This is a genomic window from Streptomyces sp. NPDC051561, from assembly GCF_044454195.1.
Taxonomy (GTDB): domain Bacteria; phylum Actinomycetota; class Actinomycetes; order Streptomycetales; family Streptomycetaceae; genus Streptomyces.
The window spans coordinates 228,906-254,628 of sequence record NZ_JBITDM010000012.1 but is presented as its reverse complement, the minus strand read 5'-3'; the positions used below and the strand labels follow the sequence as shown (position 1 = coordinate 254,628).

The window sequence follows — 25,723 nt, the reverse complement described above, 5'->3', positions numbered from 1 at the left end:
GTCGACGAAATCCATCGAGCGCAGGGGCGCTCATATGGGTACTCTGTTCGTCACGGACAGAGCGACACCCTCGGCCCGTAACGGGAAGCGGCCCACCACCACGGCCGCTCCCCAACGAGTTGCACCGGCGCCACCGCGACCGAATAGTCCTTTCCTTCCTGCCCGTCAGGACGGTCCGGCGGCCCGGCCAGAGGGTCGCTCGGCATCGTCCGATCGGGTTACGCGACACAAAGGAGTGCGCGGTGACACCAAAGGTGACCCACCAGGACCAGCGACGGTCGGAGCGGTCTTCGAGCTACAAGGCCGGCACCGACGGCCGGGCGGGCAAGCCCAAGAAGATCGGCAATCTCGAAGTGTGGGCCAGGTCTGCGCCGATCCGGCTCGCCGGGTACGAGGACGACCTGGCGGAGCCGCACATCCTGCCCGGCATCGACTGAGCCGTTCGCGGTACTGGTACGTGACGCAGGGAGCCGTGCCCCCCTCGCCTAGGGGGTACGGCTCGTCGCCTCTCCGGCGCCCGCCGCGCCCGAGCCGCTCGCGTCGCCCGAGGTGCTTCCCTCGTGCGAGCCGCTCCCGACAGCGACCAGCACGCCCCGCTCCGACAGCTCCCCGCCGCACTCCCCGCACACCAGCCGGGCGGTGAACTCCCGCCCGCAGTCACGGTGTTCGGAGACCAGTGCCGGGCCCTCCGGGGACTCGTACCACCGCTGACCCCAGTCGATCAGCGTCATCACGACGGGGAAGAACGCACGTCCCTTGCGAGTGAGGCGGTACGTCCCCGAGTCGGCGGCCAGCACCCCCAGCGTGGTGAACGTCCGCAGCCGGTCCGCGATCATCGACGGCGGCGCACCGAGCCGCTGCTGGAACTCCCCGAACCGGTGCGTCCCCAGGAACGCCGCACCCAGCAGCGCCACCGACCAGCGGTTGCCGAGCAGCGACATCGTCTCCGGAAACAGCCCGGCGGCCGCACCCCCGTCGCCGTCCCCGCCCGCCGTGCTGCGCCTGCGTGTCGCCGACGACGGAATCGACCGGCCGGCGTCACCGCTGGGCCCCAACTCGCTTCGTACGTCGCGGGGTTGGACCGCTTCCCCGCACCCGCCGCACACCAGCAGCGGCTCCATGTGCCGCCCGCACTCCGCGTGACGCATCCACGGCAGTTCCTCGCGGTGGGTGTCCACCCACCGGTACTCCCAGCCCCAGATGGCGACCAGTACCGGCCAAACCGTGCGCCCCCGACCGGTCAGCCGGTACTCGTAGCGCACCGGGCGTTCCTGGTACGCGACCCGCTCCAGCAGCCCGTGATCGGCGAGCCTGGCCAGCCGGGCGGTGAGGACCGCGTCCGAGATCGGCAGAGCGGCCCGCCAGTCGCCGTACCGGCGCACACCCTGGAGGGCGTACCGCAGGATCAGCAGTGCCCACTCGTCGCCGAGGAGGCCGAAGGCGGCGGCGATGGCGTTGGGGCCCCCGGCGGGCAGTGCGGTGGCGGGCCGCTCACCGGCGCTCACCGGTCCCACGGGTTCAGCAGGCACCGGTCTCCTACAGGTTCGGCGGCCCGTCGTGCCAGTTCCGGAGCGCCGAGCCCGGGGCCCAGGTCGCGTGGGTGCCGCTGGAGATCCGCTCGGGGAGCCGGATGCGGGCGAGAGGTCCGTCGGACAGGCGCGCCGCGTCGAAGACCAGGCACTCGGAGCGGTCGGCGTTGATGTCGGACGTCAGCGTAACAAGGTAGCCGTCGTCCTCCGCCTGCCCGCCCGCGCGCGGCGCGAAGGTGGCCTCGCTGCCGAACACGCCGTCGCCGTACGCGTAGCGCTCCTCGGAGCCGGTACGCAGATCGTGCTTGACGATGCCGTCCATCAGGAACCAGCCCGGCTGCTGGGTCGCCGCGTAGGTGTAGCGGTACGGGCGGGCCGCGGCCTCCGGGCTGATCACCCCGAACTCCGTGTAACGGCCGCTGAGCTGCTCCTCCCGCACCTTTCCGGTGACCAGGTTGAGCCGCCACCGCCACAGCGTGGTCTGCATCCGTTCCAGCGCCAGAAAGCGGAACATCCGCTGGTAGACGCCCTCGCCGCGCGGGTCGGGCGGTTCCGGGCAGCCCTGCCGGAAGCCGTCGAGAACGATCTCGTCGCCCTCCTCGTACGCGTTGGTGAAGTGCAGGACGTACGTCGGATCGGCCTCGAACCAGCGGATCTCCGAGCCCAGGCGCGGGACGACCGCGAAGCGGGACGGGATGTCCGGGTGGAAGCGGGAGGCGTACTTGCCCTGGGCGATCAGCTCCTGGTCCCAGAAGAGCGGGAAGTCGTTGAGGATCGCGTAGTTCTCGGTGAACGCCATGTCGTGCGGCAGGCGCGGTCCTGGCAGCGGGATGTCGGTGAGGTGCTTGAGCCGGTTGTCGGGGCCGACGACGCCGTAACGGAGGTAGGGGGCCTCGGTGGCGTAGGAGAAGAAGAGGAGTTCGCCCGTCCGCTCGTCCACCTTGGTGTGCGCGGAGACTCCCCAGTCGGGGGCCCAGGCGGACTTGCCGAGGGTGTCCAGGGTGAGCGGGTCCAGGCGGTAGAGGTCGCCGCACTGCCAGAAGCTGGACAGGGCCCGGCCCGCGTGGACGACGATGTCGGTGCTGGAGGCGTCCTTCATCCGGGTGCGCGCGCCCCAGCCGTCCTCTCGCTTGGCGACGGTCGGGCGCTCCGCGATGCCCGCCCACAGTGACTCGCCCGCCTCCTGCTCGGCGAGGAAACCGTCGGTGCGCACGAAGCGGTTGCGGTAGAAGGCCTTCCCGTCGCGGAAACCGACGACATGGACCATGCCGTCGCCGTCGAAGGGGTGGTAGAGCCTGGTCGCCGGGTGGACCGGGTTCTCGGTGTTGCGGAGATACACGCCGTCCAGGTCGGCCGGGATCTCGCCGGTCACCTCCAGGTCGTCCGCGTTCCACTCGGTGGTCTGCGGGCGCCAGGGGCCGGTGCGGTACGGGTGGTCGTCGTCCTCCGGGAGTGTGGACAGGGCGCGTCCGACGATCTCAACGTCCATGGGTGTCCTCCCTCTCCACGACGAAGCCGACCGTGGTGGTCGTGCTGCCGCCGATGTTCAGCGTGGCGAACCTGCGGGCGCCCTCCACCTGGAAGTCCCCGGCGGTGCCGGTGACCTGGCGACTCGCGTCGAGCAGCATACGTACCCCGGTCGCCCCGACCGGATGGCCGCCGCCGATCAGACCGCCGGACGGATTCACCGGCAGCCGTCCGCCGATTTCGAGGTCCCCGGCCTCCACCGCCCGCCAGCTCTCGCCGGGCGCGGTGAGGCCGACGTGGTCGATCGCCAGGTACTCGGACATGGCGAAGCAGTCGTGGGTCTCAAGACCGTCGACGTCGGCGATACCGCCGATACCGGCACGGCCGAAGGCGTCCTGGACGGCCTCGCGGACATGGGGGAGTACGTACGGGTCGTTCTTGCTGCGCTCCGTCTTGCGGGCGAGGGGAAGGCCGGCGGTGCGGTGGCCCCAGCCGGCGATCCTTGCGAGACGGGCCGGTGTGGTGCTACGTCGCTCCAGCCAGCGGTCGGAGACCAGGACCACGCCGCTGGCGCCGTCCGTCATCTGACTGCACTCCTGGCGGCGGACCCGGCCCTCGACGAGGGGATTCGCCTCGTCGTCGGCGGTGAAGCTCGCCTCGGTGAGCTTCCAGTCGCGGGTCTGGGCGAGGGGGTTGGCACGGGCGTTGCGGTAGTTCAGCTCCGCGATCGCGCGCAGGTGGGAGTCGTCGAGTCCGTACCGTGCGTCGTACTCGTCGGCCAGCGCGGAGAACATGTACGGCCACATGAAGCGGGCGTCCTGCCCCTCGTGGCCCGTCCAGGCGGCCGCACCCAGATGGCGGGCGGCCTCGTCGCCCGGCACGGTCTTCTCCAGCTCGGCGCCGAGGACCAGTGCGCAGTCGTAGCGCCCCGATTCGAGGTCGGCCATCGCGGCGAGCACCGCGATGGAGCCCGACGCGCACGCCGCCTCGTGCCGTGAGGCGGGGACGCCCCACAGCCCCTCCTCGACCGTCGCGGGCATGCCGCCCAACTGGCCCTGCCCGGTGAAGAGCTGACCGAAGGCGTTGCCGACGTGGATCACGCCGATGTCCTGCGGACCGACTCCGGACGCCGCCAGGGTGCCGTGCACCGTTTCCCGTACGAGATCCGCGAACTCCAGTCCCTCTCGGCGGAAGTTGCGCGCGAAGTCGGTCTGGAAGCCGCCCAGTACCCACGTATTCATGAAGCACCTCCATCTGGATGCTACAACTAACAGAGTTACTCGGTGAAGGGAAGCGACCGTGGGGAATGCGACCGTGACGAACGCAGGCGCCGACGTCCTTGTGCTCGACTACGTGCGGACCCCCCGGGGGAGGGGCTCCCGGCGGGGCGCGCTGCACGGCACTTCCCCGGTGAACTTGGTCGTTGCTCTTCAACGGGCTCTGGTGGAGAGGGGTTTGGACCCTTCGCATGTGGAGGACGTGATGCTCGGCACCGCCTCCCAGGTCGACGAGCAGGGCGCCAATGTGGCCCGTACCGCGAACCTCCTGGCGGGCTGGGGGTACGAGGTCCCCGGTGGCACCCTCAACCGCTTCTGTGCCTCCGGCATCGACGCCGTCGCGCAGACGGCCGCCCGGCTCAGATCGGGGGACCTCGGGCGGCTCGCGGTGGCCGGGGGAGTGGAGTCGACCTCGCGAGTGCCGATGTTCAGCGACCGGGGGCCGCTGTTCTGCGATCCGGCGACGGTACGGGCGGTGGGCTCGGTACACATGGGGATCGCCGCCGACCTGAATGCCACGCTGGAGGGTTTCGGCCGGGCCGAGTTGGACGCGTACGGGCTGGAGACCCAGCAGAAGGCGGTCACCGCCCGCGCCGAGGGCCGGTCCGCCGGCAGTCTGGTGCCCGTGGCAGGGCTCGACCACGATGAACTGGTGCGCCCCGGCACCACCCCCGCATCCCTCGCCGCACTGGAACCTGCCTTCGCGGGCCTCGGCGCGGAGGGCCAGGATGCCCTCGCTCTCGCGGGGCACCCCGAGGCCGGAAAGGTCAACCACCTGCACACGGTGGGGACTTCACCGGCGTTGGCGGACGGGGCGGCGCTGCTCGTGCTCGGCGCGGGCGACCTTGCGGGGCGCCGGCCCCGGGCCCGCATCGTCGCGTCCGCGACCGCGAGCACCGACCCGGTGATCATGCTGACGGCCGGTCAGATCGCGATCGAGCGCGTGGTGTCGAAGGCCGGACTGACCCCTGACGACATCGACGTCTACCAGTTCGCGGAGGCCTTCGCCGCACTGTGCCTCCGGCTGCGGCGCGACCTCGGCGTGGGGCCGGAACGGCTCAATCCGAGCGGCGGGACGATCGCCACCGGACACGCCTTCGGGGCCACCGGGGCGATCATGGTGGGCGACTGTGTGGAGGAGCTGGAACGCACGGGCGGGCGGTACGGGGTGGCGGCGGTGAGCGGGGCGGCCGGTCTGGGTGTCGCGGTGCTGGTGGAGCGGGTCGAGTAGGGCCGATGGCCTGGCGCGGGGGGCGTAGGCGCTCGTGGGGGCGGGAGTTCGCCCGGGGCGTACGTCCGATAATCGGTAATCCCTTGTTGGTGCCTCCACCCAGCGGGCAGGATGATCCGCATGGTTGAAACCCCTCGCGAATCCACCACTTTTCATGACTTGTCGGCCTTCTTCGCCTCGCCGCGGCTGGGCTCTCTCGCTCTCTCGCCCGACGGAAGCCGCCTCGTCGCCGCAGTGCAGCAGCTCAACGCCGAAGGCACCGGATATGTCTCCGGGCTCTGGGAGCTCGACCCGGCGGGCGAGGCCGAACCGCACCGTCTGACCCGGTCGGGCAAGGGCGAGTCCGCGCCCGCGTTCGCTCCCGACGGCACGCTGTTCTTCCTCTCCGGCCGTGAGGACACCGACCCGGCCGCCGAGAAGAGCGAGGGCAGGGGCGCCACCCTCTGGGCGCTGCCCGAGCGTGGCGAGGCCGAGCAGGTCGCCTGGCACGGGGGCGGCATCGGCGGCTACTCGATCGCCCGCGAGGCCGGCGTACTCGCCTACAGCGGCGGACTGCTGCCGGGGGCCCAGGACGCGGAGGCGCACGAGAAGCTCCGCAAGGAGCGGGAGAAGGCGAAGGTCACGGCGATCCTGTACGAGGCGGGGCCGACCCGCTTCTGGGACCACGACCTCGGGCCGGAGGAGGAGCACATCTTCGTGCGCGCCCGGGGAAAGGACGCCGCGAGCGTGGTCGCCGGTGGCCTGGGTTTCGGCGGCGAAGGCGGCGTCGCGCTGTCCCCCGACGGCTCCAGGGTCGCCTTCGACCGTGCCGTGGCGGGCCGGGTGCCCGCCGAGAACCGCGACACCGTGGTGATCGCGGACGCGGCGACCGGTGAGGAAGTGGTGGTCGTCGACCGGCCGGGCTTCCAGTACCTGAGCCCGCGTTTCACCGCCGACGGCACGGCCCTGGTCTGCAACCGGATGCTCACGGAGTCCTACGAGGCCCCGTACGACATGACGCTCGTCCGGATCGACGCGGCCACCGGTGAGGAGAGCGACCTGCTCCCGGAGTTCGACAACTGGCCCGGTGACTTCGTGCTCTCGCCCGTCGTGGGCGACGACACCCTGTGGTTCTCCGGCGACGAGCAGGGCCACTGCCCGGTCTTCCGCCGCGACGCCGACGGGACCGTGACGCGGCTGACGGCCACCGGGACGTACGGCTCCCTCGTGCTCTCGCCCGACGCGCGCACCCTGTACGCCGTCGCGGGACCCATCGACGCCGCGCCCCGGCCGGTACGGATCGACGCGGCCGGTGGCGCCGACGGGACGCCGACGCCGCTGCGGGCGCCCGGCGACGACCTGGGCGCACTGCCCGGCGTGCTGAGCGAGGTGCGGACCACCGGCGACGACGGGTTCGAGCTTCGGTCCTGGCTGGCGGTGCCGGAGGGGGCGTCGGCCGACAACCCCGCGCCGCTGCTGGTCTTCGTGCACGGCGGGCCGCAGGGCTCGTGGAACGGGTGGACCTGGCGCTGGAACCCGTGGCCGTTCGTGGCCCGGGGATACGCCGTGCTGCTGCCGGACCCGGCGCTGTCGACCGGCTACGGGCAGCAGATGCACGAGCGGGGCTGGGGTCAGTGGGGCGGGCAGCCGTACCGCGACCTGATGGACCTCACCGACGTCACCGTGGCGCGCCCGGACATCGACGAGACCCGCACCGGCCTCGCGGGCGGCTCCTACGGCGGCTACATGGCCAACCGGGTGGCTACCAGCACCGACCGCTTCAGGGCGATCGTGTCGCATGCGGGGCTGTGGGACCTGGGGTCCTTCGCCCGGGACACCGACGCGCCGTGGTTCTTCCAGCGGATCTTCGGAGACCCGCTGACCCAGCCGGAGCGGTACACCGAGAACTCGCCGTCGCTGGGGGTGGACCGGGTGCGTACGCCCATGCTGATCATCCACGGGGCGAAGGACTACCGGGTCCCGGTGGGGCAGGGGATGTCGCTCTTCCAGGACCTGCAGAAGTTCGAGACACCGGCGAAGTATCTGTACTTCCCGGACGAGAACCACTGGATCCTGAAGCCGAACCACGCGAAGGTCTGGTACTCGGCGGTGCTGAACTTCTTCGACCAGCATGTGCGGGGCGAGGAGTGGGTGCGGCCGGAGATGCTCTGACGGACAGGGCGGTCGGGGAGGCCGCCGCGATGCGGTGGCCTCCCCGCCCTGCTCGCTCCGCGCGTCAGCTCAACTCCCCCCGCAGCTCCCGCTTCAGCACTTTTCCCACCGGGTTCCGTGGCAGCTCTCCCCGCACCTCCAGCCGCTCCGGCAGCTTGTACGAAGCGATGTGCAGCGACTGCAGATGCGCGACCACCTCCCCGAGCGACACCTCCGTTCCGGGCCGGGGCACCACCACCGCACACACCCGCTCGCCCAGCACCGCGTCCGGGTACCCGACCACAGCCACCTCCGCCACCGCCGGATGGCCGGACAGCAAGTGCTCCAGCTCCGCCGGAGCGATGTTCATGCCGCCCCGGATGATCAGGTCCTTCGCACGGTCGACATAGCGCAGAAACTGCCCCTGCTCACCCGCGATCTCGAAGAGGTCACCGGTTTTGAGGTACCCCAACTCGTCGAAGGGGCTGGGGAGTTCCTCACCCTTCAGATAGCCCGCGAACACCTGCGGACTCTTGATGCGCAACTCGCCCGCCACCCCCGGCTCCTCGATGTCCGCCCCCGTCGACGGATCGACGATCCGCAGCGACGTCCAGGTCGCCGCGAGCGTCGACCACCGCACGCCCGAGGAATCCCCGTAGCGCGGGAAGAAGCGGGCACGGTCCGCCGGATCGGGGACGTCGTACGGGTCGGTGAGCATCCCCGTGCCCTCGTTGGAGCCGAAGAAGTTGATGACGCCGATGCCGTGCCGCTCCTGCCAGCCGGTCACCATCGCCACCGACAGCGGGGCGGAACCCGAGCCGATCCGGGTGAGCGAGGAGAGGTCGGTGACGGCCAGCAGGTCCTCGCGGGCCAGCAGCATGGTCAGCAGGGCGGGCGGTGCCACCGTGTACGTGGCGCGCTCCTCGGCGATCTGGCGGAGAAAGACCGGCAGGTCGAAGGGATGGTGCTGGACGAGGACGCAGCCGACCCGCAGCCAGGGAAGGAACAGGCCTGCGAATCCTGCCATGTTGACCATCGGGAAGGGATTGAGGAGGACGTCGTCGGCCGTCATCCGGGGCGCTTCCGCGCAGGTGCGGGCGATGGCCAGCCAGTCGTTGTGACAGCGCGGCACGCCCTTGGGGGTCGCCTCGGTGCCGGACGTCCAGCAGATGGTGATGCAGTCGTTCGGGTCGGCGGAATGCTTCTCGATGTACGAGGAGACCTCGGCCGGGTCGTACGGCAGGGCCGCCTCGGCGGCGAGCGACACCGCGCCTTCCGGGACGCCCTCCCCGTACGCGAACAGCAGGCGCAGCGAGGGGATGCGGTCGCGCAGGGACAGCACCTCGGCGGCGACCCGCCGGGTGCCGATCCTACTGGCCGTCAGAAAGGCATCGAAGGAGGCAAGTTGGCCCAGCTGAACGGTTTCGTGCTCCCGGTACTGCACCGGCAGCGGTGAGACGATCACCCCGATGCGCCAGCACGCCAGATAGACGCACACCTGCTCCGCCGTGTTCGGCAACTGCACACCGAGTACGTCGCCCTGCCCGAGCCCGTGCCGCAGCAGTACGGCGGCCAGCCGGTCCGCCTCCGCGTCGACCCCGGCCCAGCTCAGCCTGAGAGGCGGGGAGTCGACGAGGTCCGTTTTGTTCAGCGGGTCCACCAGCGCGAGGCGGTCAGGATGCTCCCGGACCCGCGCCCGCAGCAGTGAGTCCGTCGTCTCACCGTCCCACCAGCCGGCCTCCGTGTACTCGGCGACCCGCTCCGGCGGATGCAGCCGCCGCGCCCCCGTGCCTGACCCAGCCCCCATGTGCCGTCTCCCTTTGCGCTGTTGGAAAGAGTTACCGCAAACACTGCTTCGGTGACGCGAAGTGGTGAAGTGCCCCCCCCGCACGCGGTGGGTGGGGTGCTACTGCTCGCGCAGTGCGGACAGGGTCCGCTCCCCGCCCGGGTCGGCGTCCGTGCTCGACGCGACCAGGGCCACCTCGTCGATACCCGCCGCCGCGTACTCGGCGAGCCGGGACCTTGCCGTCGCCAGGTCGCCGACCAGGCCCACCGCCGAGGTGATCTCCGGCGGTACGGCCGCCAGGAGTTCCTTCGGGTGAGGCCCGGTCCGTGCGTACGCCACCACCTCACCGAAGCCCGCCGCCTCGAACATGGCGTCGTACCCCGGCGCCGCCAGATACCCCACCAGGCCGCGCCGCAACTGCTCCACGGCCTGCGGCGACGGATCGACCGCCGCTGTGATCCAGGCCGCCACCTTCGGCGTCGGCCGTCCCAACTCCGCTGCCGCTGACCGCACTTGACGTACGAGAGAGGCCGCCGAATCCGGTGTCAGCAGATTGAGCACCATCCGGTCCGCGTGCGCCGCCGCCGTCCGGACCGCCGTCGGCCCGAACGCCGCCACCGTCAGTTCCGACTTCGGGGCCGGCAGGCGCAGGCGGTAGCCACGGGTGCGTACGACGGTCCCTTGCATGGTCGTCCGCTCGCCGTCCAGGAGCGCGCGCAGTGCGGTCGCCGACTCGCGCAGCGCCGTGCCCGCCCGGCGGTGCTCCCTGCCGTGCCAGTCGCGGACCACCACCGGGCTCGAACTTCCCAGGGCGACCGCGATAGGACGGCCGCTCAGGTCCGCGACCGAGGCGACTCCGCGCGCGATCGTCATCGGGTCCCGCACGCCGACCGCGAGCGGGCCGAGCGTCAGCGGGATGCGTTCGGTGCGGGCCGCGACGGTGGTGGCGAGCGAGAAGACGTCGTACGTCGCCATCTCGCCCAGCCACAGTCCCGCATAGCCCAACCGCTCGGCGGCCACGGCCGTGGTCAGGGCCTCCTGCGGCGGGCGGTCCTGCCAATACCCCAGTGAGACGGAGAGCTTGAGGTCCCCGACAGGGTCCCCCCGGAGGTTCGCGACATGGTTCACGAACCGGAAACTACAATAAGCAGAGTTACTTGGCCAGGTGCTGGGCGGCAGTTCGTTCCCACGGCTTCAGTGCCTCGATGCGCGCCGCCAGGGCGAGCAACCGGTACTCGCCGCCGGGCCGGGTCACCAGCTGTACGGCGCAGGGCGCGGAGGTGCCGGGCAGGGTGCCGAGGGGGAGCGTGAGGGCGGGCCAGCCGGCCAGGTTCCAGGGTGGAGTGGTGGGCGCGTAGGCGGTGTTGACCAGCACGTTGCGCAACCAGCCGCGCTCGTGCCAGGGCGCGGCGGCCGGACCTCGCCGGGCCAGGGCGGGCATCAGCAGGACGTCGTACCGCTCGAAGAACGGGGTGAGACGCCGGCGCAGCAGCTCCCGGTGGTCGGTGCGCAGCAGCGGCGTACGGGCGAAGAGGCGGCCGGCGGCGGCGTGGCGGCGGGTGCGCGGGGCGAGCAGCTTCGGGTCCAGCGGGGCCGCGTCCTTGGCGGTGCCGGCGGTCCAGCGGGCGAGGGAGGTGGTGGCGAGGGAGAGGGGATAGGGAGGGTCGTCGTGGGTGACCGTGTGGCCGTCGTCGACGAGAAGGCGGGCGGCCGCGCGGACGGCGTCGGCGTAGGGGCGGCTGAGGGGGGTGCCGGCCAGCGGGGAGCGGCTGGAGGCGGCGATGCGCAGGGTGTGGGTGCCGGGCGATTCGCTCGGGGGCTCCTCCCCGGCGAGGATCGCGAACATCAGGCGGGCGTCGTCGGCCGTGGTGGCGAGCGGGCCGTTCTCCGACATGCCGTACCAGTCGCCGTCGCCGATACCGGCGGGCACCCGGCCGTAACCCGGCTTCAGGCCGAGCACGCCGCAGTTCGCGGCGGGTATCCGCAGCGAGCCCATGCCGTCGTTGCCGAGGGCGATCGGCACCATGCCGGAGGCGACGGCCGCCGCGCTGCCGCCGGACGAGCCGCCCGCCGTACGGGAGAGGTCCCACGGGTTGCGGGCGATGCCGTGCACCGAGTCCGACGTACCGAAGACGCACAGCTCGGGGACCTGGGTCAGCCCGACGACGATCGCCCCTGCGGCACGCAGCCGGGCCACCGTCTCGTGATCGGCCGCCGCAGGGGCGGTGGAAGTGGCGGCGGAACCGATACGGGTGGACTCGCCGCGCACCGAAAGATTGTCCTTGACTGCCAACGGCACACCTGCGAGCGGGAGTTGATCGAGATCCGGCCGCTCCGCGAGGGCGTCGGCCTCGGCCAGGGCCTGCTGCGTCCGTATGACGCGGAAGGCGCCGACCCGGGAATCGAGGGCGTCGATACGGGCGAGTGAGGCGGCCACCGCCTCGCGCGGCGTGAGCCGCTTGCCCCGCACGGCAGCGGCGAGGGTCGTCGCGGGGGCGGCGGCGATGGCGGAGGTGTCGGTCATGCGGGCCACTGTGCCGGGCGGGGGCGGCATAGTCGAGGGGTCTCTCCTGGTTGCGGCACCCGCACTCGATCGCGGAGGGGGCGGGGCCGGGTTCGCGACCCCTGTCGGAGGGGACCCCCGCACGCTCTCCCGAGCCGTCCCGGCTCTTCGCTGCTCCGGTTGCGGGATGCCCGGATGTGCGTCAGACATGAAGAACAAAAGCGAAGAACCGCACGAATCGGCGAGCCGGGCGAGAACGAGAACGAGGACGGGAGAGCCGCGTGCACCCAGAGCCTGTGTCTGATCCCCGGCCGGGCGAGCGCCGCCCGGCACGCACCGTGCGACCTTCGCCGATCCCGCCGGGACCCCGGCACGGGTTCTCCCGCACGCGTCGCCGCACCGTGGCGGCAGCCGTCTCCGTCGTCTCCCTGGGGCTGCTGGCCGCCGGGTGCGGGAGCGGCGGGAGCGGGCAGGAGACCGGGGCGGCCGGGAGCCAGGACGTACTCCTGCAGCCGGTCGCGGCACAGGGGCCCGATCCGTTCACCGAGTCGACCGCGAAGTCGGGCAACCCGCTGCCTTCGACGTCCTCGCCCGCCCCGAGCCGGACCGCGGCCTCCACGTCCTCCACGCCCTCCGCGTCGGCGCGCACCACCCACCGGATCTCCGGCGGCACTCCCGGCCTGTACGGCGGAACGCGGTCCCTCTCCAGCTGTGACGTCGAGCAGCAGGTCCGCTATCTCACGGGCAGTGCTGCCGACGGCGCGAAGGCGGATGCCTTCGCGCAGGCCAGCCGTATCGACCGGGCGGCGATCCCGGGCTTCCTGCGCGGCCTCACCCCGGTGGTGCTGCGGGTGGACACCCGGGTCACCAACCACGGCTTCGGCGGCGGCTCGCTTACCTCCTTCCAGTCCGTGCTCCAGGCGGGCACCGCCGTGCTGGTCGACTCCAACGGAATGCCCCGGGTGCGCTGTGCCTGCGGCAACCCGCTGCTGCCGCCGTCCGTCGTCCGCGGCACGGTCACGCACCAGGGGCAGCCCTGGACGGGCTACCGCCCGGCCAACGTCATCGTCGTCACCCCCGCGCCGGTCGTCGTCAACAACCTGACCATCGTCAACATCGTCAACAACACCTGGATCGAGCGCGAAACCGGTACCGAGGGCGAACGCGACAAGACCCCGTCGCCCGGCACCGAGCTGCCGCCCCCGCCCTCCCCCGACGCACTCCACGAACGCGCGACGGTCGTGGAGCCGGGGGACGGACAGGAGCGGGAACCCGGGGACGAGGAGCAGACCTCGCCCGGCAGCGACACGGGCACCAGCGAGACCCCAGGCACTCCGTCGGACGACGGCACCACGCCCGGCAGCACGGACTCCGGCACGGCCGATCCCGACACGGCCGACCCCGGCACCACGGACCCCACCGCGACGGAACCCGACGACACGGACACCGCCCCCTCCACCAGCCCCGACGACACCTCCAGCAATCCCTCCGGAACCACCCCCGAGAACAGCAGCGGCATCGTCCCCCCGGCCACCTCCCCCTGCCCCACCCTCACCCCCGGCGTCCCCGTCACCACCCTGACCCCGAACAGCCCCGTACCGCCCGGCTGCCCGACGCCCACCCCGAGCCGGCCCGGTCCCCCCGACCCCCAGCTCCCCTCCGGCCCGGACACGGTGCCGGACGGGGAGACGGGACCCGGACCGGACGGTGGCTGACCCGATCGACGGCGGTCCTGGCCGGCCGGCCGACGACCACCCGACCGGGCACCGGGCCGCCGAGGACCGGACGGGCGAGGGCTGGCCGGTCCGGCCCGAACGTGGCCTCGCGCTCAACCGGATGGGCATCTTCGACTGGGACCTCGACCAGGCGCACCTCTACCTCGACGCGTCCGCCCTGGACCTGTTCGACGTGCTGCCCGACGAGTACGACGGCAGCCCTCGCAACCTGTCCGCCAACGTCGCCCCGGCGGAGGGTGCGCGGATGGACGGCGTCGTCTCGCGGGCGCTGAAGAGCGGCGAGTCGTCGTACGGCATCTACTTCCGGGTCCGCAGGCGCGACGGCGAACTGCGCTGGACCCACACCCAGGGCTCCATCCGGCGCGACGCCACCGGACGCCCGTACCGGATCATCGGGGTGGTCCGCGACGCCGCCCAGGAGATCGAGGACTTCACCGCCCGCAGCCGGTACGACACCGGCAACCGGGGCGGAACCGGGGTGGTGGCCCAGACCACGGCCGCGCTCGCGCACGCCCGCAGTGTCCGCGATGTCATCGACGTCCTCCGCGACACCCATGACCTCGGCAGCTTCGAGTCGTCGTCGCTGGTGATGGGCCTGGTGGAGGCCGGGCGGATCCGTCTGGTCGCGGAGGGACCCGAGTTCATGCCGGGCTCGCGGTACACCCGGGTCGACGACCCCGAGTTCCCGATGAGCGATGTGGTGCGGAGCCTGAGGCCCCGCTTCATCGAATCGGCTCAGGAGTTCGCCGCCTCGTACCCCCGGCTGTGGGACCACGTCCGCAAGTTCGGCAGCACCTCGGCCGCGTATCTGCCGCTGATCGCCCAGGGCAGGGCGATCGGCGCGCTCGGTCTGCTCTACAGCGGCCGCACCGGCTTCAGTTCGGACGAGCGCAACCTCCTGATCGCGCTCGGCAGCAGCATCGCGCAGAGTGTCCAGCGGGCCATGCTCTACGAACAGGAGAAGGACCTCGCCGAGGGGCTCCAGCAGGCGATGCTGCCGCGCCGGGTCCCCGTGATCCCCGGCGCACACGTCGCGGTCCGCTACAGCTCGGCGCGCGACGGGCAGAGCGTCGGCGGCGACTGGTACGACGTGATCCCGCTGCCAGGCGGCCGGGTGGGCGCCGTCGTCGGCGACGTCCAGGGGCACGACACCCATGCCGCGGCCGTGATGGGCCAGCTGCGGATCGCGCTGCGCGCGTACGCCGCCGAAGGGCACGCGCCCGCGACGGTGATGGCGCGCGCCTCCGCCTTCCTCCACGATCTCGACACCGAACGCTTCGCCACCTGCACCTACGCGGAGGTCGAACTGACCACCGGGGCAGTGCAGTTGGTGCGGGCCGGGCACATGGAGCCGCTGGTACGGCTCGCGGACGGCAGCTGTCGGCGGATGCCGGTCGAAGGCGGGCTGCCGCTCGGCCTGTCCGCCGAGTTCGCCAAGCTCGAATACCCGGTCACCAGCGGGGAGTTGGACCCCGGCCAGACCCTGCTGCTCTACTCGGATGGACTCGTCGAGCAGCCGGGCTGCGACCTCGACGAGGGGCTCGACACCCTGATCGGCCTGATCACCGACGCGCCCCGCGACATTCAGCAACTGGCCGACCGGCTCTGCGCGTCGGCCGACGAACGGGGCGGCGCGGACGATGTGGCACTGCTGCTCCTGTGCCGCCGCGCCGCCGCCGACGCGCCCCGCGCGGGCGGGCGCCTCCAGCAGCACGTCGCCCCGAACGATCCCGAGGCACTCTCCGAGGCCCGCCGGACGATCCGTGCCGCGGTACGGGCCTGGGGTGCCGGGGGCCGCGCGGACGAGATCGAACTCGTCGCCGACGAAATGATGGTGAACGCGCTGATGCACACCGACGGCGGTGCGGTCCTCACCCTGCGGATGCTGACCGCCCCCGAGCGCCGACTGCGCGTGGAGGTGGCGGACTCCTCCAGTGCGCTGCCGCGCCGCCGGGAGGCGGGGGACGCGGCGGTGTCCGGACGGGGGCTGCTGCTGGTGGACAGGCTGGCGGACGTGTGGGGCGTGGAGCCGCGAGGGGCGGGCAAGGCGCTGTGGTGCGAATTCGGCGTCCCGTTGTCGAGCAAGGCGGCCAGGGAGCCCGAAAATCCGTGAAGCGCAGGGCAGTTGAAGTGAGAAGTCGGTAACTGTCCGCACACTGGACGTACTTGACCGTAACCGACCGAGCGCGATTGACTGCGAGCTCCGCTGGCCACCGACGACGTGAGGGCTCCTTGAGCACCGAGCTTCTGGCACCTCTTGACCTGGCGTTCTGGCACCTCGAATCCACCGCGCATCCCATGCATCTGGGGGCGCTGGCCTTCTTCGGCGGTGGAGAGGGCTCCCCGGACGGGGAGGACCTCCTCGGCCTGCTCGCCGAGCGCGCCGCCGCGATACCCCGGCTCCATCTGGTGGTACGGGACGTCTGGCTTCCCGTGGGCGGTTGCGTGTGGGCCGCGGCGGAGGACTTCGACGTACGCCGGCATGTGCGCCGCATCCTGCTCCCGGCCGACGGTTTCGCGGCCGAAGCCACCCTGTTGGCAGGGGAGCTGATGGAGCGTCCGCTGGCACGGGGGCTGCCGCCCTGGGAGATGTACGTCCTGAGCGCGGACGGCGGCGGCGAGTGCGCCGTGCTCGTCAAACTGCACCATGCGCTGGCCGACGGGATGCGCGCCGTGGCGATCGGCGCCGGGATCTTCGACCAGATCGCGGGGGCGCGTCCAACGGGCGTACGGAACAAGCGTGTTGAAGCCGACCGGTCGAAGTTCCCCGGGCCGGGGCGTGCGGTGGGGATCGCCAGGGAGCGACTCGGGGAGGTCGGTCAGGTCCTGGGGATCGGTGCCTCGGTCGTACGGGCCGGCAGGCTGCGCACCCTGCTGCCGCTGCCCGGCACCCCCGACGCGCTCCGTGCCGACTCCAGCGGGACCCGGCGGCTCGCCACGGCGGTGCTGGCGCTCGACGAGGTTCAACTGGTGCGCCGGGCGACCGGCGGTACCGCCAACGATGTGCTGCTCGCGGTGGTGGCGGGGGCGCTGCGCCGCTGGACGGAGGGGCGCGGGGACCCGGTGAACGGGGATCCGCGGGCACTGGTGCCGGTGTCGCGGCGGCGGCCGGGCGGGGCCTCACCGGGCAACAAGCTGTCGGCGTATCTGCTGGACCTGCCCGTGTCCGAGGAGGATCCGCTGGTGCGGTTGGCCGCGGTGCGCGACGCGATGGCACGGAACAAGGCGGCGGGGCCGTCGCGGGGGGCCGGGGCGGTGGCGCTGCTCGCGGACCAGTTGCCGGCGTTCGCCAGTAAGTGGGGGGCGCCGTTGGCCGGTGGGGCGGCGCGGGTGCTGTTCGATGTGCTGGTGACGAGTGTGCCGTTGCCGCGTACGGCGTTGTCGTTGGGTGGGCGGCCGTTGCGGGCGGTCTATCCGATGGCTCCGTTGGCACGGGGGCAGTCGCTGGCGGTCGCGCTGTCGACGTACGGGGGGCAGGTCAATGTGGGCCTGGTCGCCGACGGGAAGGCGGTGCCGGACGTGGAGGGGCTGGCGGAGGCGGTGGGGGAGGAAGTGGGGGAGTTGGTGCGTGAGGTCCGGGGGGCGCGGGGCTGAGGGGCCGCCGCGCGGGGCTGTCCCCCTGCCCGCCCCGTAACCTCTCCCCATGCTTCGTGTACTTGCCGTCGACGATGAGAAGCCCGCTCTGGAGGAACTTCTCTACCTCCTGCGCGCCGATTCCCGTGTCCGCACCGCGGAAGGCGCCACCGACGCCACCGAAGCGCTGCTCCGTATCAACCGGGCGCTCGACGCGGGGCCCGACGGGGACGAGGCCATCGATGTGGTCTTCCTCGACATCCACATGGCGGGTCTGACCGGTCTGGACGTCGCGCGCCTGCTCGCCGGGTTCGCCCGGCCGCCGTTGATCGTCTTCGTTACCGCGCACGAGGGCTTCGCTGTCCAGGCGTTCGACCTCAAGGCCGTCGACTATGTCCTCAAGCCGGTCCGCCGCGAACGCCTCGCCGAAGCGGTCCGTCGCGTGGCCGAGGGCGTCGCCGGGGCACGGGAAACCACCTCCGAGACCCGGACCGGACCCGCAACCGCCCTCCCCGTACCGGCCCCCGCGCCGGAGCAGATCCCCGTCGAGCTCGGCGGCATCACCCGCTTCGTGTCCATCGCCGACATCGCCTACGTCGAGGCCCATGGCGACTACGCCCGTCTGCACACCGCCGCCCCCGGCCCCTCCGGTGGCACCGGACACCTCGTCCGGATACCCCTCTCCACCCTGGAGGAGCGCTGGGCGTCCCACGGTTTCGTCCGGATACACCGCCGCCACCTCGTCGCGCTCAACCGGATCGAGGAACTCCGCCTCGACGCGGGTACCACCACGGTCCGGGTCGCCGACGCCCAACTCGTGGTGAGCCGCCGCCACGCACGCGAACTGCGTGACCTGCTGATGCGCCAGGCCTCGGGAAGCTGACCGCGCCGAACGCCGGGGGAGCCGGAGGAGCCGGGACAGCCCGGGAACGGTGACCGCCCGGCGCGCCCCGCCCACCGTTCGGCGACGTAACCCCGCCGCAGGGCGACCGGTCACCGGCCCGCGCCGTACCGGCAACTCCCCGGCCCTACCCTGGCCCTGAACCGGAGTGGCCGCAAGGGCCGGAGGAGCCGGAGGGCCACGGGAGAGGAGGGCGGGCCGGATGAGCGAAGTGGAAGCACTGCTTGCGGAACTCCGTGCGCTGCCCACGATCCGCCCCACCGCCCCGGGCGATCTCGACGATCTCCTGCACCGCCTCAAGAGCGCCGCCGCCCGCTGGGCCGATGTCCTCTACGAGGTCCAGGAATCCGCGCAGCCCTACGCGAGCCCCCGCGCCGCGGCCGCCCTGGAGGTGGCCTTCCGGCGGGCCGAGGAGTCGTACGTGGAACTGGAGATCGCGCTCAACGACACCGTCCGCGGCTGATCAGGCCGAGGCCCGGGCGGGGCAGGCCCTACCCTCCGACCGGCGCCGCTGCGTAGACTCCAGCCTCCGTACGAGATCAGTCAGGCGTACGGGTTCCACCCCGACGTACGCGATCTGCCCGAGCACCACCCCCAGGCGAACGACCCCCGGAGCGCACCTCGATGTCCGCAGCCCCGCGCCCCCGTCGCGAGACCGTGACCGGAGTGCCCCGCCGGGCCATTGGCAGTGGGGTGCGCGGGTCGAGGGCTCCCCAGTACGCGCCCGCGCGCTCCGAGATCAGCGAGCAGACCTCGCTCGGCGCCACCTATGTGCGGTCCCTGATGCGCAGCCAGCTGCGTACCGCGCTGCTCGGACTCGGGGCGCTCGCACTGCTGGTGGGGACGCTTCCGCTGCTGTTCCTGCTGCCGCGGGTGCTCACCGGTGCGCTGCCCGCACCCGGTCCGTTCGTGTGGGCGGCACTCGGTGTGGTCGTGTACCCGGTGATGTGGCTGATCGCCCGGTGGTACGTGTGCCGGGCCGAGCGCAACGAGCGCGACTTCCGCGGGCTCGTGGAAGGCCGCTGACCACACGTCCATGAACCAGCTGTACGCCGTCGCGGCCGTCACCGTCGTCGTCCTCGTCACCCTCCTCATTGGCGCTCTCGGGCTGCGCATATCCCGCACCACCTCCGACTTCTACGTCGCCTCCCGCACGGTCGGGCCGCGCCTGAACGCCGCCGCGATCAGCGGCGAGTACCTCTCAGCGGCCTCCTTCCTCGGCGTCGCGGGGCTGGTCCTGGTGCAGGGCCCGGAGATGCTCTGGTACCCGGTCGGGTACACCGCCGGATATCTGGTCCTGCTGCTCCTGGTCGCCGCCCCGCTGCGCCGTTCCGGGGCGTACACCCTCTCCGACTTCGCCGAGGCCCGGCTCGAATCCATACCGGTGCGGCGGCTAGCGAGCCTCTTCGTGGTCGGGATCGGGTGGCTGTACCTGCTGCCCCAGCTGCAGGGCGCGGGGCTGACGCTGGAGATCCTGACCGGGGCGCCCGAGTGGGTGGGGGCGCTGGTGGTGGCGGTGGTGGTCACCGGGGCGGTCGCCGCGGGGGGCATGCGCAGCATTACGTTCGTGCAGGCCTTCCAGTACTGGCTGAAGCTGACCGCGCTGCTGGTGCCCGTGCTCTTCCTGCTCGGCGCCTGGTTCGCCGACGACGCCCCGCGCGCCCGGTTCGACGCCCCGGCGACCTTCCGCGAGCACACCGCGGTGCGGTTCCAGGACAGCGTACGGATCGACCTGGAGCAGCCCCTCACCCTGGCCGTCACCGGCACCGTCGACGGCCGCGCGTACCAGAACCGCGAACTCGCCCTGACCGAGGGCCCGCACCGCGTCACGGGCGGTACCACCCTCCGCTTCCCGGCCGGCGCCGCGGTCCCGGAGAAGAACGGCACCGAGCAGCCGGGTTCCGGTACGGCGGGTGCCCCGAACGGCGCCTCGACCTGGTCCGAGCCGCTCGCCGACAGCCGCGAGGAGCACCCGCTCTACGCCACCTACGGCCTGATCCTCGCCACCTTCCTCGGCACCATGGGCCTGCCCCATGTCGCCGTCCGCTTCTACACCAGCCCCAACGGCACGGCCGCCCGCCGCACCACGCTGGTGGTGCTGGGCCTCATCGGAGCGTTCTATCTGCTGCCGCCCGTGTACGGGGTACTCGGCCGGATCTACGCCCCCGAGTTGGCCCTCACCGGGCACGCGGACGCCGCCGTACTCGTCCTGCCGGAGCGGCTGATCGGCGGGGTCGGCGGCGATCTGCTGGGCGCGCTGCTCGCGGGCGGGGCGTTCGCCGCGTTCCTGTCGACCGCGTCCGGGGTGACCATGGCGGTCGCCGGGGTGCTCACCCAGGACGTGCTTCCGGCGCGCGGGGTACGGCACTTCAGACTGGCGACGCTGCTCGCGATAGCGGTGCCGCTCGCCTTCAGCGCACTGGTCTCGACGGTGCCGGTGGCGGATGCGGTCGGGCTCGCGTTCGCGGTGTCCGCGTCGTCGTTCTGCCCGCTGCTGGTGCTGGGGATCTGGTGGCGGGGGCTGACTCCGCCGGGGGCGGTGGCAGGGCTGGTCGTCGGGGGAGGGGCGGCGCTGACGGCGGTGATGGCGACCCGGGCCGGACTGCCGGTCTCCGGATGGGCGCACACCTTGCTGGCGTGGCCCGCCGTGTGGTCCGTACCGCTCGGCTTCCTGACGATGGTGCTGGTCTCGCTCGGCACCAGGGACCGGATACCGGCGGGAACGGCGGCCCTGCTCGCCCGACTCCACCTGCCTGAGGAACTGACCGAGCGGACCGGCGGAGCCGGTACCACCGGCGGTACCCATGCCACCGGCGGAACCAGCGGAGCCGAGCAGCGATGACCACCGCCGGAATGACGACCACCCCCGGAATGACGACCACCCCGGACGGAGCCCAGTGACCACCTTGGAGATCGCCGTCCTCGCGGCCACCGGAGCCCTGCTCCTCGCCGCGGGCACCGCGCTCGGCCGCCTCACCGCACGCCGCGACGGCAAGAACCTCGACCTCGGTACGCCGGTGGAGCGGGCCACCTTCCTCACCCTGCACACCGCCTCACTCGCCGCACCCCCACTGCGGGCCGGACTCACCGAGGACACCGCCCGCAAGGCCGCCCGCCGCCTGCGCTCCCTCCTCGGTACCGAGACGCTCTGCCTCACCGACCGCACCACCGTCCTCGCCTGGGACGGGCCCGGCGCCGGCCATCACCAGAAGAAGGTGATGCTCAAGGTCGCCGAGATACTCGAATCGGGCCGCAGCCTGAGCGTCCACACCGAGTGTGACGATCCGTCATGTCCCTTGCGCTGGGCGGTGATCGCGCCGCTCACCGACGAGGACGGCGTGCTCGGCGCGCTGGTCGCCTACGGCTCCCGCGAGTCGGCGGTGCTGGTACGGGCCGCCACCGAGGTCGCCCGCTGGGTCTCCGTACAGCTGGAACTCGCCGAACTCGACCGCTCCCGCACCCGGATCGTCGAGGCCGAGATCCGCGCCCTGCGCGCCCAGATCTCCCCGCACTTCATCTTCAACTCGCTCGCCGCCATCGCCTCATTCGTCCGCACCGACCCGGAGCGAGCCCGTGAACTCCTCCTGGAATTCGCCGACTTCACCCGCTACTCCTTCCGCAGGCACGGTGACTTCACCCAGCTGGCCGACGAACTGAGGTGCATCGAGCAGTACTTGGCCCTCGCCGGCGCCCGGTTCGGTGACCGCCTCAAGGTCACACTCCAGATCGCCCCCGAGGTGCTGCCCGTCGCACTCCCCTTCCTCTGCCTGCAACCCCTGGTCGAGAACGCCGTCAAGCACGGTCTGGAGGACTCCAGGGAGGACTGCCGGATCACCCTCGCCGCCCAGGACGCGGGTGCCGAGGCGATCGTCACCATCGAGGACGACGGCGTCGGCATGGACCCCGACCGGCTCCGCCGCATCCTCGCCGGACAGGAACCCGCCTCTACGGGCATCGGCCTCTCCAACGTCGACGAGCGGCTGCGCCAGGTGTACGGCGACGACTACGGCCTGGTCATCGAGACGGGAGTCGGCGCGGGTATGAAGATCACCGTGCGGCTCCCCAAGTACCGGGCGGGCGTGCACAGTTCGGGGCGCACCTGAGGGGAATGGCGCAGCTGAGGGCAGGGGCACTCTCAGAAGAGGTGCACGGAGAGATGCCCCAGCGGCAGCCCCAGCTGCCACGCCGGGAGCCACACCTGGGCGCTCTCGTCCACCCGGTCCATCGCCTCGGGGGCCACCGGGGACTCGTCCTCGTCCTCGTCGCCCTCCACCCCTGTCCCGCCCAGGTCCGTCGCCAGCAGCTCCGTGGACTCCAGCCACTGCCAGGACGCCCGGGCGAGAACCAGATCCGGGCCACCGGCGTCACCGCGGGCCGCGAACCGCTCCCGTACCCACTGCTCCCACGGATGTCCGTACGCGGTCAGCGACAGCCACTCGTCGAGCTGGGAGATCACCCCGACCCCGGACAGCTCGTCCGTCGAGTCCGACAGGTACACGGTCAGTGCGAGGGCCTCCCGTCCGGCGCGGAACTCCAGCGTGCCGGGCGGAATCAACTGCCCCGTGCGCAGCAACTCGTCGGCGATGTACTCGGCGTACAGCCATGCCATCGGTACGGCCAGACTGCTTCCACCGGTGCCATTGGCGCTCTCGGGCAGCACAGCATTCCACCTTCTCCGGTCGTGCATGCGGTAAGCGGGACTCCGGTCCGGAGGTCCCAGGCGAAGAGCTTTCACGCTACGAGGGGTTTATCGGGCCATCTTTACTGAACTGGCCGCCCTGGTTTCGAAATCGTCGCGTCAGACCCGTGCCGGGGGAGAAAAGGGGCTACCGGCGGTACGTGTGTGACTCAGGCGGTTTCCGGCCGAGAGGAAAATCACTCAGGCGGCGCCGCGTCCGACGCCCTCTTCGTATCCCGGGAGCACCCCGCGCAATGCCCGAAGCGCGTAATACGTGCGGGACTTGACGGTTCCTTCCGGAATGCCCAGCGCGGTCGAGGCCTCCGCGACCGAACGCCCCCGGAAGTACACCTGCACCAGCACCTCCCGGTGCTCGCTGCGCAGTGCTCGCAGCGCTTGGCGCACATCGAGCTCGGTGGCCGAGCGCTCCGCGAGGTCCTCCGGCGTGGCTGACTGTGCCAGCACCTCGGCGCCGACCTCGCTGGGCCGGGCCTTGCGCGCCCGCCGCGCGTCGATCGCGAGCCGCCTGCCGACCGTGAACAGCCAGGGCCGCATCGAGTCGTGGTCGCTGTCCAGCGCCTCCGGGTGCTGCCACGCCCGCACCAGGGTCTCCTGGACCAGGTCCTCGGCGCGCTGCCGGTCGCCGTGGGTCAGGCCGAGCAGAAAGCCGAGGAGTGCCGTGCCGTGCTCCTGCTGGAGTGCGGCCAGGGCGCGTTCGTCGGTGCGGGGGGCGAGGGGGAGGGAGGTGGTCACCGGTGACGCTCCTTCGGGCGGGAGGGTGCAGCTCCGGACGGGTGACGGCGGTCACAGCCGGTCGAGTTCAGGGGCGAAGATAACCGTCCGTACCGGGATCTGCTGACAGGCGGCACGCCACGCAGCCGCGGGCGGGCGGTGCGTGCGACGAACGGTCGAGCCGTGCGACGAGCGGCACGACGAACGGTCGGCGGCCGACGGTCCGGCGTGCGCGGAACCGGACGGGGCCGTTGGGGCGGGCTTGTCCCGAGTTGGCGGTAAAGGTCCTTGACTTCACGGTCTCTCCCGGATGGATTCTCTTTGCGTATATCCAGCGCATGTTCGAGACATATCCACCACGAGGGAAGCCGGTTCGATGACTTCGACGACGAAGCGCACGGTGAATCCGCAGAGGTTCGGGCAGGCGTACGGGCGGAGGCCCGGCCAGGGGCACGGTCGGAGGTACGGAGTTTCGGCTGTCGCCGCACTGCTGATCGCCGCCGCCTCCGCCTGCTCCGCCGGGCCGGACGGCCCCACCACCCGTACTGCCGGCCCCGTCGCCGTGCCGAAGGCCGCCGTGCCGAAGGCCGGTGCCCCGGCGGCCCCGCAGCGCGGTTTCACGCTGGTCGCCACCGGTGACGTACTCCCGCACGACTCGATCATCCGGCAGGGCAGCGCCGACGCGGGCGGCGAAGGGTACGACTTCGCGCCGATGCTCGCGGGCGTCAAGTCGGTGATCTCCAAGGCCGACCTGGCGATCTGCCACATGGAGACGGTCTACGGCCCCGCGGGCGGACCCTTCAGCGGCTACCCGGCCTTCGTCTCACCGCCGCAGGTCGCCGCCGGACTCAAGGCCACCGGATACGACTCCTGCTCCACCGCTTCCAACCACACCCTCGACGCGGGCCGCGCCGGAATCCGGCGTACCCTCGCGGCCTTCGACAAGGCGGGCCTCGCCCACGCGGGCTCGGCCCGCAGCGCGGCGGAAGCCGCCCGCCCGCCCCTCCTCAAGGCGGGCACCGCCAAGGTCGCCCAACTCGCCTACACCTACGGCACCAACGGCTATCCGCTCCCGGACGGACAGCCCTGGGCGGTCAACCTCATCGACCGCGAGAAGATCGTCGCCGACGCGCGTGCCGCCAGGAAGGCAGGCGCGGACGTCGTGGTGGTCAGCCTCCACTGGGGTACCGAATGGGAGGAAGCGCCGGATGCCCAGCAGCTCTCCCTCGGGCGCGCGCTGACCGGCTCGACCACCGCCGGGCGCCCGGATATCGACCTCATTCTGGGCACCCATGCCCACGTCCCCCAGCCCTACGAGAAGGTCAACGGCACCTACATCGTCTACGGGATGGGCGACCAGATCGCCGGCACCATGTTCAACCACTCCGGCGCCCAGGACGAACGCGGCAACATGAGCAGCATCGGCCGCTTCACCTTCGCCCCGCCCGCCGCGCCCGGCAAGCGGTGGGAGGTGAGCAAGGCGGAATTCATCCCGCAGTTCTTCGACCTCGGGGCCAACCGGGTGCGCAACCTCGGTGCGAAGGGCGGAGGCCACGAGGAGATTCGCGACCAGATCCGGCGCGTGGTCCTCAGCCGCGGCGCCGCCAGGTCGGGCCTCACCATGGCGCGTTGAGTCCATGGCGCGTTGAGCGGCACGGGCACGGACAGGCTCCGAGGCGGCCGGTTACGGCACGACCGTGACCGGCCACCGCCCCGCCTTCACCAGACGTACCGCCACCGACCCCACGAACCGGTGCCCGGCCGACTCCGAAGCACCCACCACGACCGCGTCCGCCGTCAGCTGGTCGGCCGCGGTCACCAGACCGTTGTACGGGTCGCCCCGGAAGGTGTGGAACTCCCACCGCACATCGAAGATCCCCTTGACCCGCTCCGCCGCACGCCTTATCTCCTCGATCAGGTCCTCGGCGATCTCCTCCGAGGACCCGGTGACCGGCGCGCCGAGCGCCGCGCCCGACGGGATCAGCGGCTGTACGTAGACCAGGGCGAGCAGCGCGTTCTGCCGCCTGGCCAGCCCTCCCGCGTACGCCGCCGCGCGCAGGGACGAAGCGGAACCATCCAGTCCGGCGACGATCACCTTGGGGCCGTCGGTACCTCGCTCGAAGGTGGGGCGCTGCTGTTCGGGCTGTTCGGTCACAAAGCGGAGGTTATCCCGAGCGACG

At 71.9% G+C, this 25,723-nt stretch carries 21 protein-coding genes; 12 read left to right on the top strand and 9 right to left on the bottom strand.

Annotation, left to right across the window (positions count from 1 at the left end):
* The first annotated feature begins 242 nt into the window (after window positions 1–242).
* A complete protein-coding gene (locus ACIA73_RS25825; RefSeq protein ID WP_399441074.1) occupies window positions 243–437 on the top strand; it encodes a hypothetical protein in 195 nt (64 codons plus the stop codon).
* A 48-nt stretch (window positions 438–485) separates the two neighbouring features.
* On the opposite strand, the gene ACIA73_RS25820 is transcribed toward ACIA73_RS25825, so the two are convergent.
* From ACIA73_RS25820 to ACIA73_RS25810, 3 genes are read right to left on the bottom strand one after another with little or no spacing between them, the layout of a single operon-like run.
* Window positions 486–1,529 carry a winged helix-turn-helix transcriptional regulator gene (locus ACIA73_RS25820; protein ID WP_399441073.1) on the bottom strand — a complete coding sequence of 348 codons (1,044 nt, stop codon included), beginning with the start codon at window positions 1,527–1,529 and terminating at the stop codon, window positions 486–488.
* 7 nt (window positions 1,530–1,536) lie between these two features.
* The gene (locus ACIA73_RS25815; protein WP_399441072.1) at window positions 1,537–3,018 is read right to left on the bottom strand and encodes a carotenoid oxygenase family protein; all 1,482 of its coding nucleotides are present in this window, start codon (window positions 3,016–3,018) and stop codon (window positions 1,537–1,539) included.
* Window positions 3,008–4,237 carry an acetyl-CoA acetyltransferase gene (locus tag ACIA73_RS25810; protein WP_399441070.1) on the bottom strand — a complete coding sequence of 410 codons (1,230 nt, stop codon included), beginning with the start codon at window positions 4,235–4,237 and terminating at the stop codon, window positions 3,008–3,010. The genes ACIA73_RS25815 and ACIA73_RS25810 overlap by 11 nt, the downstream gene beginning before the upstream one ends.
* 58 nt (window positions 4,238–4,295) lie before the next feature.
* Here ACIA73_RS25810 and ACIA73_RS25805 point away from each other — a divergent pair, with 58 nt between their 5' ends.
* Window positions 4,296–5,504, top strand: coding sequence for an acetyl-CoA C-acyltransferase (locus tag ACIA73_RS25805; RefSeq protein ID WP_399441069.1), 1,209 nt, complete (start codon window positions 4,296–4,298; stop codon window positions 5,502–5,504).
* Between the two features lie 120 nt (window positions 5,505–5,624).
* Window positions 5,625–7,655 (top strand): alpha/beta fold hydrolase, encoded by a 2,031-nt coding sequence (locus ACIA73_RS25800; protein ID WP_399441068.1) that lies wholly within the window; start codon window positions 5,625–5,627, stop codon window positions 7,653–7,655.
* 64 nt (window positions 7,656–7,719) lie between these two features.
* On the opposite strand, the gene ACIA73_RS25795 is transcribed toward ACIA73_RS25800, so the two are convergent.
* The 3 genes from ACIA73_RS25795 to ACIA73_RS25785 all read right to left on the bottom strand — a co-directional run bounded on the left by ACIA73_RS25795 (window position 7,720) and on the right by ACIA73_RS25785 (window position 11,944).
* The gene (locus tag ACIA73_RS25795; protein ID WP_399441067.1) at window positions 7,720–9,441 is read right to left on the bottom strand and encodes a class I adenylate-forming enzyme family protein; all 1,722 of its coding nucleotides are present in this window, start codon (window positions 9,439–9,441) and stop codon (window positions 7,720–7,722) included.
* Between the two features lie 99 nt (window positions 9,442–9,540).
* On the bottom strand, window positions 9,541–10,548 hold the full coding sequence (locus tag ACIA73_RS25790; protein WP_399441066.1) for an LLM class F420-dependent oxidoreductase: 1,008 nt from the start codon (window positions 10,546–10,548) through the stop codon (window positions 9,541–9,543).
* Window positions 10,549–10,573: 25 nt separating this feature from the next.
* The gene (locus ACIA73_RS25785) at window positions 10,574–11,944 is read right to left on the bottom strand and encodes an amidase (RefSeq protein ID WP_399441064.1); all 1,371 of its coding nucleotides are present in this window, start codon (window positions 11,942–11,944) and stop codon (window positions 10,574–10,576) included.
* A 275-nt stretch (window positions 11,945–12,219) separates the two neighbouring features.
* On the opposite strand from ACIA73_RS25785, the gene ACIA73_RS25780 reads away from it, so the two are divergent.
* The 8 genes from ACIA73_RS25780 (at window position 12,220) to ACIA73_RS25745 (ending at window position 22,236) form a co-directional block, all read left to right on the top strand.
* Window positions 12,220–13,638 (top strand): DUF6777 domain-containing protein, encoded by a 1,419-nt coding sequence (locus ACIA73_RS25780; RefSeq protein WP_399441063.1) that lies wholly within the window; start codon window positions 12,220–12,222, stop codon window positions 13,636–13,638.
* Complete coding sequence (locus ACIA73_RS25775) at window positions 13,631–15,772, top strand: SpoIIE family protein phosphatase (RefSeq protein ID WP_399441062.1); 2,142 nt, start codon at window positions 13,631–13,633, stop codon at window positions 15,770–15,772. The genes ACIA73_RS25780 and ACIA73_RS25775 overlap by 8 nt, the downstream gene beginning before the upstream one ends.
* 119 nt (window positions 15,773–15,891) lie before the next feature.
* Entirely contained in the window at window positions 15,892–17,253 is a 1,362-nt protein-coding gene (locus ACIA73_RS25770) for a wax ester/triacylglycerol synthase family O-acyltransferase (RefSeq protein ID WP_399441061.1), read from the top strand.
* Between the two features lie 49 nt (window positions 17,254–17,302).
* The gene (locus tag ACIA73_RS25765; protein WP_399441060.1) at window positions 17,303–18,115 is read left to right on the top strand and encodes a LytR/AlgR family response regulator transcription factor; all 813 of its coding nucleotides are present in this window, start codon (window positions 17,303–17,305) and stop codon (window positions 18,113–18,115) included.
* Window positions 18,116–18,335: 220 nt separating this feature from the next.
* Complete coding sequence (locus ACIA73_RS25760) at window positions 18,336–18,596, top strand: hypothetical protein (protein ID WP_399441059.1); 261 nt, start codon at window positions 18,336–18,338, stop codon at window positions 18,594–18,596.
* A 161-nt stretch (window positions 18,597–18,757) separates the two neighbouring features.
* Window positions 18,758–19,159, top strand: a complete 402-nt coding sequence (locus ACIA73_RS25755; protein WP_399441058.1) for a hypothetical protein — start codon at window positions 18,758–18,760, stop codon at window positions 19,157–19,159.
* 10 nt (window positions 19,160–19,169) lie between these two features.
* Window positions 19,170–20,975, top strand: a complete 1,806-nt coding sequence (locus tag ACIA73_RS25750; RefSeq protein WP_399441057.1) for a cation acetate symporter — start codon at window positions 19,170–19,172, stop codon at window positions 20,973–20,975.
* Window positions 20,976–21,030: 55 nt separating this feature from the next.
* A complete protein-coding gene (locus ACIA73_RS25745; protein ID WP_399441056.1) occupies window positions 21,031–22,236 on the top strand; it encodes a sensor histidine kinase in 1,206 nt (401 codons plus the stop codon).
* A gap of 32 nt (window positions 22,237–22,268) precedes the next feature.
* On the opposite strand, the gene ACIA73_RS25740 is transcribed toward ACIA73_RS25745, so the two are convergent.
* Both ACIA73_RS25740 and ACIA73_RS25735 read right to left on the bottom strand, forming a co-directional pair.
* Window positions 22,269–22,820, bottom strand: a complete 552-nt coding sequence (locus ACIA73_RS25740; protein WP_399441055.1) for a hypothetical protein — start codon at window positions 22,818–22,820, stop codon at window positions 22,269–22,271.
* A gap of 192 nt (window positions 22,821–23,012) precedes the next feature.
* Window positions 23,013–23,564 (bottom strand): sigma-70 family RNA polymerase sigma factor, encoded by a 552-nt coding sequence (locus ACIA73_RS25735; protein ID WP_399441054.1) that lies wholly within the window; start codon window positions 23,562–23,564, stop codon window positions 23,013–23,015.
* 355 nt (window positions 23,565–23,919) lie between these two features.
* On the opposite strand from ACIA73_RS25735, the gene ACIA73_RS25730 reads away from it, so the two are divergent.
* The gene (locus tag ACIA73_RS25730) at window positions 23,920–25,176 is read left to right on the top strand and encodes a CapA family protein (protein ID WP_399441053.1); all 1,257 of its coding nucleotides are present in this window, start codon (window positions 23,920–23,922) and stop codon (window positions 25,174–25,176) included.
* A gap of 51 nt (window positions 25,177–25,227) precedes the next feature.
* On the opposite strand, the gene ACIA73_RS25725 is transcribed toward ACIA73_RS25730, so the two are convergent.
* Window positions 25,228–25,698, bottom strand: a complete 471-nt coding sequence (locus ACIA73_RS25725) for a universal stress protein (protein ID WP_399441052.1) — start codon at window positions 25,696–25,698, stop codon at window positions 25,228–25,230.
* Between the last annotated feature and the right edge of the window lie 25 nt (window positions 25,699–25,723).

What these genes read in the sequence shown, in the direction of transcription:
- ACIA73_RS25815 (WP_399441072.1), bottom strand. Translation starts at nt 3,018, where the DNA reads ATGGACGTTGAGATCGTCGGACGCGCCCTGTCCACACTCCCGGAGGAC.
- ACIA73_RS25810 (WP_399441070.1), bottom strand. Translation starts at nt 4,237, where the DNA reads ATGAATACGTGGGTACTGGGCGGCTTCCAGACCGACTTCGCGCGCAAC.
- ACIA73_RS25800 (WP_399441068.1), top strand. Translation starts at nt 5,625, where the DNA reads ATGGTTGAAACCCCTCGCGAATCCACCACTTTTCATGACTTGTCGGCC.
- ACIA73_RS25795 (WP_399441067.1), bottom strand. Translation starts at nt 9,441, where the DNA reads ATGGGGGCTGGGTCAGGCACGGGGGCGCGGCGGCTGCATCCGCCGGAG.
- ACIA73_RS25785 (WP_399441064.1), bottom strand. Translation starts at nt 11,944, where the DNA reads ATGACCGACACCTCCGCCATCGCCGCCGCCCCCGCGACGACCCTCGCC.
- ACIA73_RS25765 (WP_399441060.1), top strand. Translation starts at nt 17,303, where the DNA reads ATGCTTCGTGTACTTGCCGTCGACGATGAGAAGCCCGCTCTGGAGGAA.
- ACIA73_RS25760 (WP_399441059.1), top strand. Translation starts at nt 18,336, where the DNA reads ATGAGCGAAGTGGAAGCACTGCTTGCGGAACTCCGTGCGCTGCCCACG.
- ACIA73_RS25755 (WP_399441058.1), top strand. Translation starts at nt 18,758, where the DNA reads ATGTCCGCAGCCCCGCGCCCCCGTCGCGAGACCGTGACCGGAGTGCCC.
- ACIA73_RS25750 (WP_399441057.1), top strand. Translation starts at nt 19,170, where the DNA reads ATGAACCAGCTGTACGCCGTCGCGGCCGTCACCGTCGTCGTCCTCGTC.
- ACIA73_RS25740 (WP_399441055.1), bottom strand. Translation starts at nt 22,820, where the DNA reads ATGCACGACCGGAGAAGGTGGAATGCTGTGCTGCCCGAGAGCGCCAAT.
- ACIA73_RS25730 (WP_399441053.1), top strand. Translation starts at nt 23,920, where the DNA reads ATGACTTCGACGACGAAGCGCACGGTGAATCCGCAGAGGTTCGGGCAG.